General features: G+C 65.9%; 13 protein-coding genes. 10 read left to right on the top strand and 3 right to left on the bottom strand.

Translation table 11 applies throughout. The features are described 5' to 3' along the window. Positions 1-9: 9 nt before the first annotated feature. Positions 10-828, bottom strand: coding sequence for a hypothetical protein (locus HD883_RS08455; RefSeq protein ID WP_179586481.1), 819 nt, complete (start codon positions 826-828; stop codon positions 10-12). 56 nt (positions 829-884) lie between these two features. Then, complete coding sequence (locus tag HD883_RS08450; RefSeq protein WP_179586483.1) at positions 885-1,763, bottom strand: LysR family transcriptional regulator; 879 nt, start codon at positions 1,761-1,763, stop codon at positions 885-887. A 200-nt stretch (positions 1,764-1,963) separates the two neighbouring features. Here HD883_RS08450 and HD883_RS08445 point away from each other — a divergent pair, with 200 nt between their 5' ends. Next, positions 1,964-2,962, top strand: a complete 999-nt coding sequence (locus HD883_RS08445) for a Bug family tripartite tricarboxylate transporter substrate binding protein (protein ID WP_179586485.1) — start codon at positions 1,964-1,966, stop codon at positions 2,960-2,962. 14 nt (positions 2,963-2,976) lie between these two features. After that, on the top strand, positions 2,977-4,590 hold the full coding sequence (locus tag HD883_RS08440) for a gamma-glutamyltransferase family protein (protein ID WP_218863195.1): 1,614 nt from the start codon (positions 2,977-2,979) through the stop codon (positions 4,588-4,590). Positions 4,591-4,606: 16 nt separating this feature from the next. Here HD883_RS08440 and HD883_RS08435 read toward each other — a convergent pair whose 3' ends face one another. Then, positions 4,607-5,380, bottom strand: a complete 774-nt coding sequence (locus tag HD883_RS08435; RefSeq protein ID WP_179588668.1) for a TorF family putative porin — start codon at positions 5,378-5,380, stop codon at positions 4,607-4,609. A 297-nt stretch (positions 5,381-5,677) separates the two neighbouring features. Here HD883_RS08435 and kdpF point away from each other — a divergent pair, with 297 nt between their 5' ends. From kdpF to HD883_RS08395, 8 genes are all read left to right on the top strand, one after another. Beyond that, complete coding sequence (gene kdpF, locus HD883_RS08430; RefSeq protein WP_179586487.1) at positions 5,678-5,767, top strand: K(+)-transporting ATPase subunit F; 90 nt, start codon at positions 5,678-5,680, stop codon at positions 5,765-5,767. Beyond that, positions 5,767-7,545 (top strand): potassium-transporting ATPase subunit KdpA, encoded by a 1,779-nt coding sequence (gene kdpA / locus HD883_RS08425; RefSeq protein WP_218863197.1) that lies wholly within the window; start codon positions 5,767-5,769, stop codon positions 7,543-7,545. The genes kdpF and kdpA overlap by 1 nt, the downstream gene beginning before the upstream one ends. A 16-nt stretch (positions 7,546-7,561) precedes the next feature. After that, positions 7,562-9,640, top strand: coding sequence for a potassium-transporting ATPase subunit KdpB (kdpB, locus tag HD883_RS08420; protein WP_179586489.1), 2,079 nt, complete (start codon positions 7,562-7,564; stop codon positions 9,638-9,640). A 9-nt stretch (positions 9,641-9,649) separates the two neighbouring features. Next, positions 9,650-10,264 (top strand): potassium-transporting ATPase subunit KdpC, encoded by a 615-nt coding sequence (kdpC, locus tag HD883_RS08415; RefSeq protein ID WP_179586491.1) that lies wholly within the window; start codon positions 9,650-9,652, stop codon positions 10,262-10,264. Beyond that, positions 10,261-13,005, top strand: a complete 2,745-nt coding sequence (locus tag HD883_RS08410) for a DUF4118 domain-containing protein (protein WP_179586493.1) — start codon at positions 10,261-10,263, stop codon at positions 13,003-13,005. Before kdpC ends, HD883_RS08410 begins: the two co-directional genes overlap by 4 nt. Beyond that, complete coding sequence (gene kdpE / locus HD883_RS08405) at positions 13,005-13,709, top strand: two-component system response regulator KdpE (RefSeq protein WP_179586495.1); 705 nt, start codon at positions 13,005-13,007, stop codon at positions 13,707-13,709. The genes HD883_RS08410 and kdpE overlap by 1 nt, the downstream gene beginning before the upstream one ends. Positions 13,710-13,793: 84 nt before the next feature. Then, the gene (locus HD883_RS08400) at positions 13,794-13,937 is read left to right on the top strand and encodes a hypothetical protein (protein WP_179586497.1); all 144 of its coding nucleotides are present in this window, start codon (positions 13,794-13,796) and stop codon (positions 13,935-13,937) included. Positions 13,938-14,100: 163 nt separating this feature from the next. Next, positions 14,101-15,147 (top strand): YihY/virulence factor BrkB family protein, encoded by a 1,047-nt coding sequence (locus HD883_RS08395; RefSeq protein ID WP_179586499.1) that lies wholly within the window; start codon positions 14,101-14,103, stop codon positions 15,145-15,147.

The following is a 15,147-nucleotide window of genomic DNA, read 5'->3' as shown; positions in this document are numbered from 1 at the left end:
CCGTTCGTCTTACCGTCCGGGCAGCCCCTGGCCGCGGGGGTAAACGCGGTAGACACCTGGCTTGGATGACTGGGAACCCGCCGTAGGTGCCTGACGGTCTTCAGGAAAGCAGCCGTCACCCGTGGCGTTGTTCTGGGCTGGGGCGGCGCTATCACCGACTCCCGTGCCACCGTCGACCCGTGCTGAGCCCATGTCAGTGCCCAGGCCGGCCGTGGCGCTCATTGCGCCCATCGCGCGGCCGCCGGTAGCCGAGTCGGCAGACACGTCCGACTGGCCGGGACCCGCGGTATGTCCGGGCGCCATATTCTGGCTTGCACCCTGCGTACGTTCACCGAGATGACCGCTGGTCGTGCTGACCGTGGATGCGTCCGAAGCGCCGGCACGGTCGGGCGTGTAGCCGCTGCTCTGCCATTGCGCCGCACGCTCATCGATGTCGACCGCGCCTGCATCGTCCAGCACGCGCTTCACGATGTCGAATTCGTTGTCGTTTTCAACTTCTACAGACACCAGAGCGCCCCCGCGGCGAATGGCTTCGTGGTAATGGGTGAATTCGGCGGGCCGTTCATTTTCTCCAACCAGGTTGGAAAAGAAATGCTCGATGCGCTCAAAAAATCCGGCGTGCACGGTGTGGTTGTGATCGCCAGAGACGTGGGTTGTGCCTTCTTCTTGGGGCGTCGTGCCGGTTTCCTGCGAGTGAAGCTGGACGGCAGCTTGCGAGATGCCGGCGTCGACCAGGTCGCGCACGGCGTCGTCGGCGTCGGTCGTGGAATCAAATGTGCCAATGACGGTCTGGTTCATGAGTTCACCTTCTTCTGTTGTGTGGGCCATGGCGGCGGTGTTCCGGCGTACTGCCGCAATGGGCGTTCCCGCGTTGCCGGCGGTCCCTAGCGCGTGTCCTGCGCCATCAGCTCTTGTCCGACCGCCTGGATCACGGCCGACTTTGACGCGTCGCGCCAGCGGACCAGGGCAATCTGCCGCGCCTCGGTCGTCGCGGTGATCGGCAGCACGCGCAGGCGGGGGTCCTGGTGCCAGGCGCTGGCGCGGGGCAGGGGCAGGATCGACACGCCCAGCGACGACCGCACCAGGTCGGCAATCGCCTCCAGTGAATTGAGTTCCAGGAATTCGCTGGGGCGGATGCGCAGTCGGCGCAGCGTGCGTTCGACCAGTTGCCCCGTCTGTTCCTGGCGGTCGAAACGGATGAAGGGATAACGTTCCAGCAACACCCTGATATCGGTTTCGCGCGAGTCGGGCGGGGCGACCAGCGCCATCGGCTCGGCATACAAGGATTGCCACACCAGGGTCGGCCGGTTTTCACCGGGGTCGCGCACCAGCACGGCGCAGTCGAGCTTGCCGGCGTCGACCTGCGCAACCAGTTCCACCGATTTGGCCGCCGACACATGCAGGTCCAGACCCGGATGCCGCTGCTTCAAGGACAGGGTCGCCCGCAGCAGCCGCGGCAGCGCCGACACGATGGCCCCCAGGTGCACGGTGCCGCTCATGGGTTCGGGCGCGTCGGGGTGTTCAAGCATCTGGCCGTACAGGCTGATCATCTGGCGCGCGAGCGGCAGGAGGGCGCGGCCATGATCGTTGAGGACGACAACTTTCCCGTTGCGCGTGAACAGCTTGCGCTTCAGGTCGTCTTCCAGCGTGCGCATCTGCAGTCCGACGGCGGCCTGGGTCAGCGCGACCCGATTGGCGGCGCCGGTAAAGGATCCCTCGGCGGCAACGGCCAGGAAGGTTCTGAAAAGACGGAGACTGGACATGGGACTTCCTTGCTCGAGATGCACCAAAACGGAAAGCTCTTGAAAGTTTTCCTTTCGTTACTCTAAAGCAATATTCGCTTTCCTTTGGTGAAGACGGCTCGCACAATCCTTTTCATGACGTCGGAAGGCACCTGGGACTGCGGTCCCGCCGTCCGCCAGCCAACCTGCCATCGAGCGACGAATCGCCAAGGAACATCATCATGTCGACCCTGTCTCCCCTGTCTTTTACCCGCCGCTCGCTGCTGGGCCTGGCGGTCCTTGCCACCACCGCCTGGGGCGCCCAGGCCATTGCGGCCGACGCCTATCCGTCGCAGCCCCTGAAGATGGTGGTCGGCTTCGCAGCCGGCGGCGGCAACGATGTGATCGCGCGCATCATCGCCAAGGAAATGCAGCAGAGCATGGGCCAGACCATCGTGGTGGAAAACCGCGCCGGTGCGGGTGGCCTGATCGCCGCCGACGTGGTGGCCAAGGCCCCGCCCAATGGCTACACGCTGCTGCTGGGCTCGACCGGCAGCAACACCGTCGCGCCCCTGCTGGCCAGCAAGCTGAGCTTCGATCCGCGCAAGGACCTGGCGCCCGTGTCGCTGGTGGCTGAGTCGGGCAATGTGCTGCTGGTCAATGCCGGGGTGCCCGCCAACAGCGTGAAGGAACTGGTCGCGCTGGCCCGCAAGGATCCGGGTACGCTGAATTACGCGTCGTCCGGCAATGGTTCGACGCTGCACCTGGCCGGCGCGCTGTTCGCCAAGCAGGCCAATGTCAACATCGTGCACGTGCCGTATCGCGGCAACTCGCAGGCCCTGACCGACGTCAGCGGCGGCCAGGTGCAGATGACGTTCTCGGGCATTCCGCCGGCGCTGCAGTCCGCCAAGACCGGGCAGACCAAGATCCTGGCCGTGACCACCAAGGAACGCGTGAAGTCGTTGCCGAACATTCCGACCATCGCCGAAGCGGGCGTGCCGGGCTATGAATTTTCGACCTGGTATGCCGTGTTCACGACCGGTGGCACCGATCCCGCGATCGTCGAGCGCCTGGCTGCCGAAGTCAAGAAGGCCGTCGCCAAGCCTGAGGTACAGGCCATGCTGGCCGCGCAGGGCGTCGAGCCATCGACCAACACGCCGGCACAGATGCGCCAGAAGATCGACACCGAACTGACCCAGTGGGGTCGTGACCTGAAGGCCTTCGGCATCACTGCGCAATAAAAGGAAAGCCCACCATGCAATTCAACTTTTCGAATCCCTATCCTTCGGCGCGCATTCCGGTGTTCGCCCGTAACGTGGTCTCGACGTCGCACCCGATGGCGTCGCAGGCGGGCCTGCGCATGCTGGCTGCCGGCGGTAACGCGGTCGACGCCGCCATTGCCACTGCCGCCTGCATGACGCTGCTGGAGCCGGTCAGCAACGGCCTGGGGTCGGATGCGTTCTGCATCCTGTGGGACGGAAAGGAGTTGCATGGCCTGAACGCATCGGGCCGTTCGCCCCAGGCGTGGACCCCCGACTACTTCTCGAAAAAGTATGGCGATGGCCAGACGACGCCGCCCAAGCGCGGCATCGATTCGGTCACGGTGCCGGGCGCGGTCAGCGCGTGGATGGCGCTGAGCGAACGGTTCGGCAAGCTGCCTTTTGCGGATCTGATGGCGCCCGCCATCGAGATCGCCGAACGGGGCTATCTGGTGCCGCCGGTGGTGCGCCAGAAGTGGGCCGCCGGCGCCGCCGAGCTGAAAAGCCTGCCGGGTTTTGCCCAGGCCTTCATGCCCTGGGGCCGCGCGCCCGATATCGGCGAACTGTTCCAGTTCAAGGCGGCGGCGCGCGCGCTGCGGTCGATCGCGTCAAGCAAGGGCAAGTCCTTTTACGAAGGCGAGATCGCCGATGCGCTGGTGGCCTTTTCGAAGGAACTGGGCGGCTCGTTGACCAAGCAGGATCTGGCCAATCACCGCGCCGACTGGGTCACGCCGATTTCGCGTGATTACCGCGGCTACACGCTGCACGAAATTCCGCCAAGCGGGCAGGGCATCGCCGCGCTGATCGCACTCGGCATTCTTGATCAGTTCGATGTCGCGGAACACGGCGTGGATTCGCCCGAGACGCAGCACCTGATGATCGAAGCCATGAAGCTGGCCTTTGCCGACGTGTATGAATTCGTGGCCGATCCGGACCACATGCGCGTGACGGCGGCGCATCTGCTGGACGATGCCTATCTGGCCTCGCGCGCCAAGCTGATCGACCGCAACAAGGCGCAGGACTTCGGCTTTGGCAACCCGGTCAAGGGCGGCACCATCTACCTGACCGCCGCCGACGAAAACGGCATGATGGTGAGCTTCATCCAGAGCAATTTCCAGGGCTTCGGATCGGGGGTGGTCGAACCGGAATTCGGCATCAGCCTGCAGAACCGCGGCTTCGGCTTCACCCTGGATCCGGCCAGCGCGAATGTGGTTGCGCCGGGCAAGCGGCCGTTCCACACCATCATTCCGGCCTTCCTGACGCAAGACGGGCAGCCGGTCATGAGCTTTGGCGTGATGGGGGGCAACATGCAGCCGCAAGGCCACATGCAGACCCTGGTCCGCATGCTGGACTTCAAGCAGAATCCGCAAGCCGCGTGCGATGCACCGCGCTGGCGCTACAACGCCGGGCTGGAGATCAACCTGGAAAGCGCGGTGCCGGCCGACGTGGTGGCCGGACTGGCGGCGCGCGGCCATCGCACGGCGATCATCAACGATTCGTACCAGGACTTTGGCGCCGGGCAGTTCATCTGGAAGATGGGCGATCCGGGCACGCAAGGGTACGTGGCCGCCAGCGATCCGCGCCGCGATGGCGCGGCCGCCGGCTTCTGATTCACACGGCCAGCGTTCAGAAGGTCCGGGTCAGGCTGATCAGGACCATGCCCTTTCCAAGGTAGCGGCCGCGCGTGTTCGTGTACACGCTGCGGTCCGCGTTGGTGTCGAGCCACGCGGCCGCCAACACCGTGCTCGCGCCCAGGTCTTTCGACAATCCCACCCGCCAGTCCGAATACGACGCCGCCGACAGGTTGTGCACCCATTGGTGCCCGACATGGGCGGTCGCGGTCATGCCCCACACCCCGGTATTCATCGTGCCCGTCAGGTCCGCATAGCCACTGTTTTTCGTGTCGGCAAAACCGAACAGGTTGGTGAGCGCATGCGAGTACTTGAACACCACCGGCCCCGCGCCCGCGCTGGCGTACACCTCGGTCGTGTCGGGTGATGTGAAGCCGTCTGGCCGGCTGCCCGGGTAGGCGTATTGCAGCACGCCCACGTCCCACGCGACGGGTCCGGTCGTGGCCTTGTAGCCACCATAGAAATCCATCTCCAGTGACGACGATACGCCAGGGTTCGAGTCCGACAGCCAGCTGATGTTGCTGTTCCAGTTGCCGACATAAAAGCCACTGGCGTGCACCAGGTCGAAGCCGCCCTGCAGTGCCGGGCGGCCGTTGGTCTGGCCGATACCGCGATAGCGATATTCGTTGGCCAGCGCCACATTTGCCGTCACCGTGACGTCGTTGGCAAAGGTGGCAGCTTTCGGGAAAAAACCGGTGTCCGGGGTCTGCGCGGCGGCGGTCGCGCCCAGGCTGCACAGCAGACACGCGAGCAATGCGGGTCGGGTCATCATTGAAAACATCCTTGTGGTCAGCGCCGGGAACGCATGCCCGGCGTGCCGACACAGTAGGGACTCGCCTGCAAAAAAGCTGTCAAGACAGGGCGTCTTTACGCTTTCTTGATACCCCGTGCCGAGCTTTCTACACCGATTTGACGGGCATCTCCCTACGCTGGAGGCCTCGTCAAGATATCGGTATGAGGCATGTATGGATCTGATTTTTCTCGCCCTGACCGCAGGCCTGTTCGGCCTCACGCTGGGCCTGGTCGCGCTGTGCGACCGGCTGGGCGCCACCCCGGGAGCCCGCACGTGAACGCGATCATGATCGTGAGCGGCGTGCTGGCCGCCGGCCTGTTCATCTACCTGCTGGTGGCCCTGTTCCGCGCGGAGGACTTCTGATGAACGCCGCAGGCAATTCGTTGACAAACGCAACGACCGACGCGCTGATCACCGGCCAGTCCTGGATGCTGCTGGCCGTCTTCCTGGTAGTTCTGTTCTTGGCGGCATGGCCCTTGGGCCTGTGGCTGACCCGGGTGGCCGACGGCCGCTTTCCGGCGCCGCTGTCCCGCGGCGCGCAGATGGAACGCGGCCTGTTCCGTCTGGCCGGTGTGGACGCCGCGCAGGGCATGGGATGGAAGTCCTACGCCCTGTCGCTGCTGGTCTTCAACCTGATCGGTGTGCTCGCGGTGTATGCCCTGCAACGGTTCCAGCTGTCCTTGCCACTCAATCCGCAAGGCCTGCCGGCGATCAGCGCGGACTCGGCCTTCAACACCGCGATCAGCTTCGCCAGCAACACCAACTGGCAAGGCTATGCCGGCGAAGCCACGATGAGCTATCTGACCCAGATGCTGGCGTTGACCGTGCAGAACTTCCTGTCGGCCGCCACTGGCATCGCGGTCGTGTTCGCATTGATTCGCGGCATGGCCGCGCGGTCCAGCGCGTCGCTGGGCAACGCCTGGGTGGACCTGACCCGCGTCACGCTGTACGTGCTGCTGCCCCTGGCCATCCTGTTTGCTCTGTTCCTGATCAGCCAGGGCGTGGTGCAGAACCTGGATGCGTATCTGTCGGTCACCACGCTGCAAGGCGGGGCCGATGCCACCCAGGCGATCGCGATGGGTCCCGTGGCGTCGCAGGAAGCCATCAAGATGCTGGGCACCAATGGCGGCGGCTTCTTCAATGCCAATTCGGCGCACCCCTTCGAAAACCCCACCGCGCTGACCAACCTGCTGCAAATGCTGTCCATCTTCCTGATCCCGACCGCGCTGTGCGTCATGTTCGGCAAGCTGGTGGGCGACCTGCGCCAGGCTTGGGCGGTCCTTGCGGCCATGACGCTGATCTTCGTGGTCGTGGCCACCGGCACCATCGCTGCCGAACAGCAGGGCAACCCGTTGATCGCCGCGTTGGGCGTCGACCAGTCCTATGGCATGAGCCAGGCGGGCGGCAACATGGAAGGCAAGGAAACGCGCTTCGGCATCGGGGCATCGGCACTGTTTGCGACCGTGACCACGGCCGCATCGTGTGGCGCGGTCAATGCCATGCACGACTCGTTCACGCCCCTGGGCGGCATGGGACCGATGGTGTTGATGCAGCTGGGTGAAGTGGTGTTCGGCGGCGTCGGCACGGGCCTGTACGGCATGCTCGTGGTGGCGCTGGTCGCCGTGTTCCTGGCGGGCCTGATGATCGGCCGCACACCCGAATACCTGGGCAAGAAGATCGAGCCCTTCGAGATGAAGATGGCCGCGATCGCTCTCCTGGCTGCGCCCATCCTGACGCTGGTCGGCACCGCGCTGGCCGGGGTGCATCCGGATGGCCTGGCGGGTCTGGCCAACCCCGGACCGCATGGCTTTTCCGAAATGCTGTATGCGCTGACCTCGGGCGCGAACAACAACGGCAGCGCCTTTGCCGGCCTGTCGGCCAACACGCCCTTCTACAACACGCTGCAAGGCGTGGCCATGTGGTTCGGCCGCTTTGCCGTCATCGTGGCCGTGCTTGCGCTGGCCGGATCATTGGCTGCCAAGAAGCGCGTGCCTGTCACCGCGGGCACCTTGCCGACGCACGGCCCCCTGTTCGTGACCCTGCTGGTGGGCACCGTGGTGCTGATCGGCCTGCTCAATTTCGTTCCGGCGCTCGCCCTCGGGCCGATCGTCGAACACCTCATGCTGTATCCCGGCCACTGAGGAACCCGAGACTTCCATGACACGACATTCTTTTTCCCTTTGGGATCCGGTGCTGGCCGCCGGCGCGGTCAAGGCCGCGTTCATCAAGCTCGACCCCCGCGTGCAGTGGCGCAATCCGGTCATGTTCGTGGTCTATGTCGGCAGCATGCTGACGACCGCGTTATGGCTGCAGGCGCTGTTCGGTGAAGGCGAGGCGCCGGCGGGTTTCATCCTCGCCATTACCGCCTGGCTGTGGTTCACCGTCCTGTTCGCCAACTTTGCCGAAGCCATGGCCGAAGGCCGCAGCAAGGCCCAGGCCGCCTCGCTGCGCGGGCTCAAGCAAAGCACGACCGCCAGGAAACTGGCCCGTCCGGACCGGGCGGGCGGATGGCGCGAGGTGCCGTCCACCGACCTGCGCAAGGGCGACCTGGTGCTGGTGCAGGCCGGCGATCTGGTGCCGGTGGATGGCGAGGTGCTCGACGGCGTGGCGTCGGTGGACGAGAGCGCGATCACCGGCGAATCGGCGCCGGTCATCCGCGAATCGGGCGGCGATTTTTCGGCCGTGACGGGCGGCACCCGCGTGCTGTCGGACTGGCTTATCGTGCGGGTCGCGGTCAATCCGGGGGAAGCCTTCCTGGACCGCATGATCGCGATGGTGGAAAACGCCAAGCGCCAGAAGACGCCGAACGAGATCGCGCTGACGATCCTGCTGGTGGCGCTGACCCTGGTGTTCCTGGTCGTCACGGTCACCTTGATGCCGTTTTCGTATTACGCGGTCACGTCATCCGGTGCGGGGTCGGTCGTCTCGATCACCGTGCTGGTGTCGCTGCTCGTATGCTTGATTCCGACAACCATCGGCGGGCTGCTGTCCGCCATCGGCGTGGCCGGCATGAGCCGCATGATGCAGGCGAATGTGATCGCGACGTCCGGCCGCGCGGTGGAAGCCGCCGGCGATGTGGACGTCCTGCTGCTCGACAAGACGGGCACCATCACGCTGGGCAATCGCCAGGCGTCGGCCTTCGTGCCGGCCGGGGGCGTCACCGAACAGGCGCTGGCCGACCTGGCGCAACTGGCGTCGCTGGCGGATGAAACGCCCGAAGGCCGCAGCATCGCCGTGCTGGCCAAGCAGCGCTTCAATGTCCGGGAGCGCGACATGGCCAGCCTGTCGGCGACCTTCGTTCCCTTCACGGCGCAGACCCGCATGAGCGGGATCAACCTGGCAGGCGAGGGCGGTCCGCGGCAGATCCGCAAGGGCTCGTCGCAGGCCGTGCGCCAGCATATCGAGGCCCTGGGCGGGACCTTCCCGGCCGACGTGCAGGCAGCGGTGGACGCGGCCGCGCGCAACGGCAGCACGCCGCTGGTGGTGGCGGATGGCCGTGAGGTCAAGGGCATGGTCGAACTCAAGGACATCGTGAAGGGCGGCATCAAGGAACGCTTTGCCGAACTGCGCCGCATGGGCATCAAGACCGTGATGATCACGGGCGACAACCGGTTGACGGCCGCGGCCATTGCCGCTGAAGCCGGCGTTGATGACTTCCTGGCCGAAGCCACGCCCGAAGCCAAGCTCAAGCTGATCCGCGATTACCAGTCCGAAGGCCGCCTGGTGGCCATGACGGGCGATGGCACCAACGATGCGCCCGCGCTGGCGCAGGCCGACGTGGCGGTCGCCATGAACACCGGTACGCAAGCCGCGAAAGAGGCGGGCAATATGGTCGACCTGGATTCGAATCCGACCAAGCTGCTGGAAATCGTTGAAACCGGCAAGCAGTTGCTCATGACCCGGGGTGCGCTGACGACCTTTTCCACCGCCAATGACGTGGCCAAATTCTTTGCCATCATCCCGGCCGCTTTCGTGGCCACCTATCCGCAATTGAGCGCGCTCAATGTCATGGGGCTGGCCAGTCCATCGTCCGCCATCCTGTCCGCTGTCATCTTCAACGCGGTCATCATCGTCGCGCTGATTCCGCTGGCCTTGCGCGGCGTCGCGTATCGCGCCGTGGGCGCCAATGCGCTGCTGCGCCGCAATCTGCTGGTGTACGGCCTGGGTGGCCTGATTGCCCCGTTCGTCGGCATCAAGCTGATCGACATGGCGCTCGTCGCCCTTCATCTCGTCTAAGGAATCGTCATGCGCCAATTACTGCGTCCCGCCCTGACCCTGTTCGTATTGCTGTCGGTGGTCACCGGCCTTGTCTACCCCTGGCTTCTGACACGTGCCGGTGGCGCGCTGTTTCCCGACCAGGCGCAGGGGAGCCTGGTGCGGCACGACGGCAAGATCATCGGCTCGTCGCTGATCGGTCAGTCCTTCACCGATCCCGGCCTGTTCTGGGGCCGCCCGTCGGCCACCGCGCCCACGCCGTACAACGCAGCGGCGTCGTCCGGCTCCAACCTGGGACCGACCAACCCTGCGCTGGTCACGGCCATCCAGGGCCGGATCGATGCCCTGAAGGCTGCCGACCCGGCCAACACGCTGCCGGTCCCGGTGGACCTGGTGACGGCATCGGCCAGCGGGCTCGACCCGCACATCAGCCTGGCCGGCGCCTACTACCAGGTCGGCCGTGTGGCGGCTGCGCGCGGGCTGTCGGCCGATGCGGTGCGTGCGCTGGTGGAAACGCACAAGGAAGCGCGACAATGGGGTTTCCTGGGTGAGCCGCGCGTCAATGTGCTGGCCTTGAACCTGGCCCTGCTGGCGTCCCTGCCCGGGGCCTCGACCCCCATCGCTTCGACCGACAAGGCGAAATGAGCGCTGCCCGTCCCGATCCCGATCAGTTGCTTGACCGCCTGCGCAGCGACGAACTGCGCGCGGGACGGGGCCGGTTGCGGATCTACATCGGCGCGTCGGCCGGCGCCGGCAAGACCTACGCCATGCTGACCGCCGCGCACGAGGCCGTGGCCAAAGGCGTGGATGTGGTGATCGGCGTGGTCGAGACCCACGGCCGCGCCGACACCGCCGCCCGTGTCGAAGGCCTGGCGCGGCTGCCGCTGCGCACCGTGCCGCATCGCGGCCGCGACCTGGCCGAGTTCGACCTGGACGCGGCGCTGGCCCGCCGGCCCGGCCTGCTGCTGGTGGACGAGCTGGCGCATTCGAATGCGCCAGGCTCCCGGCACCCCAAACGGTGGCAGGACATGGAAGACGTGCTGGCCGCCGGGATCGACGTGCTGAGCACGCTCAATATCCAACATCTGGAAAGTCTGAACGACGTGGTTGCGGGCATCGTCGGCATCCGGGTGCAGGAAACCTTGCCCGATTCGGTGTTCGACACTGCCGACGAAGTGGTGATGGTGGACGTGCCGGCCGACGAACTGCTCGCGCGGCTCAAAGCCGGCAAGGTCTATGTCGCGCCGCAGGCCGAACGGGCGGCGCAGCACTTTTTTCGCAAGGGCAACCTGATCGCGCTGCGTGAACTGGCGCTGCGCCGCATGGCCGACCGCATGCAGGGCGATGTGCTGGACTACCGCGATGCCCAATCGATCCGCGACGTGTGGCGCACCCAGGAAGCCTTGCTGGCTTGCGTGGGGCCGGGGCCGGAAGGCGAGCAGGTCGTGCGCAGCACGGCGCGCCTGGCCGGCCGGCTCAACATCGCCTGGCATGCCGTGTACGTCGAAACCCCCGCCTTGCAGCGCGCGCCGCGCACCGAGCGCATGCGGGTGCTGGCCACGCTGCACCTGGCCGAAACGCTGTCCGCCACCACCGCCGTGCTGACCGGCGCCAACGTTGCGCAGGCCCTGGTGGAGCATGCCCGCGAACACAATCTGTCGACCCTGGTGATGGGGCCGGCGCGGCCGAAAGCGGGGGCCTTATGGCCACACCCCTGGCACAGGCAGCCCGCGGACGAGGTCGCGCGTTGCGGCGCCGACCTGGACGTGATCCGGATCGGCGCGCCGCGCAGCGACACGCCGTCACCGTCCGGCACGGCCGGGCGCGACGCCCGATCGATGGCATCGCGCGCCGCCGAGCCGGCCTCGGGCCGCAGCCGCTGGACTGCCTACCTGTGGCCGGTGCTGGGCGCGGTGATCACGACCGCGTGCCTGCAACCCCTGTCCGATCTGCTGGAACCGACCAATATCGCCATGCTGTTCCTGCTGGGCGTGGTCGGGATCGCGGTGCGCCAGGGGCGGGGGCCGGCGGCGCTGGCCGCCTTGCTGAACGTCGCGGCCTTTGACCTGTTCTTCATCCCGCCCATCCTGTCGTTCACGGTCAATGATGCCCAATACGTGCTGACCTTTGGCGTCATGCTTGCGGTTGGCCTGGTCGTCGGGCAACTGACGGCGGGCCTGCGCTTCCAGGCGCGCATCGCCGCGCACCGCGAAACGCGCGCCCGCAAGCTGTTTGAATTCGCCCGCGATCTGTCGGGCGCCTTGCAGCGAGACCAGGTGGTCGAGTCGACCGGCAGCACCTTGTCGTCGGCCTTTGGCAGCCAGGTGGTGTTGCTGCTGCCCGGCGACGACGATGCCCTGGTCATGCCGCACCCTGCGCCCGATGGCCTGGACCTGGGCATTGCGCAGTGGGCGTGCGACCAGGATCGGCAGGCGGGCCTGAGCACCGACACCTTGCCCGCCAGTCCCTTTCGCTACGTGCCGCTGCGCGCGCCCATGCGCATTCGCGGGGTGCTTGCCATCCGCCCGCAAGACCCCCGCTGGCTGTTGATTCCCGAGCAGCAACGCCAGCTCGACACCTTTGCCAGCCTGATCGCGATCGCGCTGGAGCGGGTGCACTATGCCGACGTCGCGCGCCAGACCCTGGTGGGCATGGAGGCCGAACGCCTGCGCAATTCCTTGCTGTCGGCCATGTCGCACGACATCCGCACGCCATTGACCGTGCTGGCGGGGCTGGCCGAATCGCTGGCCACCGTCCCGCCGGCCTTATCGCCCGATCAATTGGACCAGGTGCATGCGATCCGCGACGAGGTCATGCACATGAGCACGCTGGTCGCCAACCTGCTGGACATGGCGCGCATACAAAGCGGCGCGATCACCTTGCGGCGCGAATGGCAGTCGCTGGAAGAAATCATCGGGACGGCGATCCAGTCCGTGCGCCGACAGCTGGGGCCCCGAGCGGTCACGGTCACGCTGCCGCCCGATCTGCCGCTGGTCGAATTCGATGCCGTCCTGATCGAACGGGTGCTGGCCAACCTGCTGGAAAACGCCGCGAAGTACACGCCGCCCACCACGCGCATCACCCTGTCCGCCGCCTGCGTCGGCAAGGACCTGCGCGTGACCGTGGCCGATGACGGTCCGGGCCTGCCGCCCGGCCGGGCCGACCGCCTGTTCGACAAGTTCACGCGCGGGGACACCGAGTCGGCCACGCCCGGCGTGGGGCTGGGCCTGGCCATTTGCCGCGCCATCGTCGATGCGCATGGCGGCCACATCTCGGCCGGCGCGTCGGCGCAGGGCGGCGCGGCCCTGACATTTACCTTGCCTTTGGGCACGCCACCGGTCATCGATGCCGATGCCGAGCTGCCCGTCCTACCGGAAACCGCCTGATGTCCGACCCGTTGCCCACCGCGATCCTGATCGAAGACGAACCGCAGATCCGCCGCTTCGTGCGCGCGGCGCTGGAAGGTGAGGGCTGGAGCGTGTTTGAAGCCGATACCGTCAAACGCGGCCTGATCGACATCGGCACGCGACGGCCGGACCTGGTGATCGTGGATCTGGGCCTGCCCGACGGCGACGGCGCCGAATTGATCCGCGATGTGCGCAACTGGTCGTCCGTGCCGGTGATCGTGCTGTCGGCCCGCGCCGACGAAACCGACAAGGTCAAGGCGCTAGACGCCGGCGCCGACGACTACTTGGTCAAACCGTTTGGCGTGGCCGAACTGATGGCGCGGGTGCGCGCAAACCTGCGGCGATCGCGCAGCGACAAGACCGCGTCGCCCGTGTTCACGTTCGGCAATGTCGAAGTCGACCAGAGCGCGCGCATTGTGCGCAAGGCCGGCGCCGAAGTGCACCTGACGCCGATCGAATACCGGCTGCTCGGCGTGCTGATTGCCAATGTCGGCCGGGTGATGACGCATCAACAATTGCTGCGCGCGGTGTGGGGACCGGGCCGGTCCGACAGCAGCCACTACCTGCGCGTGTACATGGGCCACCTGCGGCAAAAACTGGAAGACGATGCCGCGCAGCCGCGGCACATTCTTACCGAGACCGCGGTGGGCTATCGGCTGGTGGAAGACGCGCCCGGTCACTGACGGTTGCATCACTGCCTGGCTCACCCGGGCAACTCGTGGCACCCTTGGTAATTCACATCACCGGCCACCTGACCGGAGCCCCCCATGAAACCTGTCTTGCTGTCTCTTTTCATCCTGGCCCTGTGTACCGCGTGCCAGTCCTATCCCCGCACGCCCAACGAGACGTCCAGCCGCAGCGGCATCGAAGTCTATGGCCTGGTGGATGTCGGCGTCACGTCGACACGTTGAGGGACTGTCCCTCCTGATCCTTCTTGGTCGATCAGATGCGCGCACCATTGGATGGCCTACTCCGCTTTCAGGTGCAGGTCAGCCATAGGAATGGTTTTTGCTGATGCGCTGGTGAATTCTCTCTTCTCATTCACCACCGGCCGCGCCGGCAAATAGGCAGCGCATGTTCAAACGTTTTTTCGTCCTCGCCAAGAAATCGGTCAATGCATGGGTGGACGACTATGCACCCAGCATGGGCGCCGCCATTTCGTACTACACCGTGTTTTCAATGGCGCCCCTGCTCATCATTGTGCTGTCGGTCGCGGGCTTCATCTGGGGCCGTGAAGCGGTCGAAGGCCAGCTGTATGGCCAGCTGACGTCCATGATCGGGACGGAGGGCGCGGCGGGCGTGCAGAGCCTGATCGCGAGTGCCGACAAGCCCGCCGCAGGCATCGTTGCCACCATCATCAGCGTGGCCGTGTTGATCTTTGGTGCGACCACCGTGTTTGCCGAGTTGCAGAGCGCGCTCGACCGCATCTGGCAGGTGCCCGAAGACCAGAAGCAGAGCGGCATCCTGTCGACCATCCGTGCCCGTTTGCTGTCGTTCGGACTGGTGCTCTGTCTGGCCTTCCTGCTGATGGTGTCGCTGGTGCTCAGCGCCGGCCTGGCCGCAGTCGGCAGCTATGCGACGGACCTCTTCCCGGGGTGGGAAGTCTTGATGCGGCTGTTGAACATGGCGGTGTCGCTGGCGGTCACGACCGTGTTGTTCGCCCTGATTTTCAAGATGATGCCGCAGGCCAAGATCGCCTGGCGCGATGTGTGGGTCGGCGCCTTCGTGACGGCCGTGCTGTTCGAAGTTGGCAAGCTGCTGATCGGCCTTTACATCGGCAAGAGTTCCGTCACGTCATCATTCGCCGCCGCGGGATCGCTCGTGATCGTGCTGCTGTGGGTGTATTACGCCGCGCAAGTGTTCCTGCTTGGCGCGGAATTTACCTGGGTCTATGCCAACGAGCACGGATCGCGCGCGAATGAAGGCGTGGATACCGATACGGGTAAACAGAGCAACCTGCCGCCAAGCAAGTCGGACGATCCGGCGGACAACGCCACGGGCACTACGGCTGGCAATGCCGGCAGTGCCGGCGCCAAGCCGGCCTCGATCCCGGCCGTGCAGCCGCTGATGCCGCGCCTGGCGTCGCGCAAGCAGATGCCTTACCGCCGCAGCGCTACCTGA

Source organism: Pigmentiphaga litoralis, assembly GCF_013408655.1.
Classification (GTDB): domain Bacteria; phylum Pseudomonadota; class Gammaproteobacteria; order Burkholderiales; family Burkholderiaceae_B; genus Pigmentiphaga; species Pigmentiphaga litoralis_A.
This window is presented reverse-complemented; position numbering and strand designations above follow the sequence as displayed.

Coding starts and splice junctions, on each gene's coding strand:
- HD883_RS08455 (WP_179586481.1), bottom strand. CDS start 828: ATGGCCCACACAACAGAAGAAGGTGAACTCATGAACCAGACCGTCATT.
- HD883_RS08450 (WP_179586483.1), bottom strand. CDS start 1,763: ATGTCCAGTCTCCGTCTTTTCAGAACCTTCCTGGCCGTTGCCGCCGAG.
- HD883_RS08445 (WP_179586485.1), top strand. CDS start 1,964: ATGTCGACCCTGTCTCCCCTGTCTTTTACCCGCCGCTCGCTGCTGGGC.
- HD883_RS08440 (WP_218863195.1), top strand. CDS start 2,977: ATGCAATTCAACTTTTCGAATCCCTATCCTTCGGCGCGCATTCCGGTG.
- HD883_RS08435 (WP_179588668.1), bottom strand. CDS start 5,380: ATGACCCGACCCGCATTGCTCGCGTGTCTGCTGTGCAGCCTGGGCGCG.
- kdpA (WP_218863197.1), top strand. CDS start 5,767: ATGAACGCCGCAGGCAATTCGTTGACAAACGCAACGACCGACGCGCTG.
- kdpB (WP_179586489.1), top strand. CDS start 7,562: ATGACACGACATTCTTTTTCCCTTTGGGATCCGGTGCTGGCCGCCGGC.
- kdpC (WP_179586491.1), top strand. CDS start 9,650: ATGCGCCAATTACTGCGTCCCGCCCTGACCCTGTTCGTATTGCTGTCG.
- HD883_RS08410 (WP_179586493.1), top strand. CDS start 10,261: ATGAGCGCTGCCCGTCCCGATCCCGATCAGTTGCTTGACCGCCTGCGC.
- kdpE (WP_179586495.1), top strand. CDS start 13,005: ATGTCCGACCCGTTGCCCACCGCGATCCTGATCGAAGACGAACCGCAG.
- HD883_RS08400 (WP_179586497.1), top strand. CDS start 13,794: ATGAAACCTGTCTTGCTGTCTCTTTTCATCCTGGCCCTGTGTACCGCG.
- HD883_RS08395 (WP_179586499.1), top strand. CDS start 14,101: ATGTTCAAACGTTTTTTCGTCCTCGCCAAGAAATCGGTCAATGCATGG.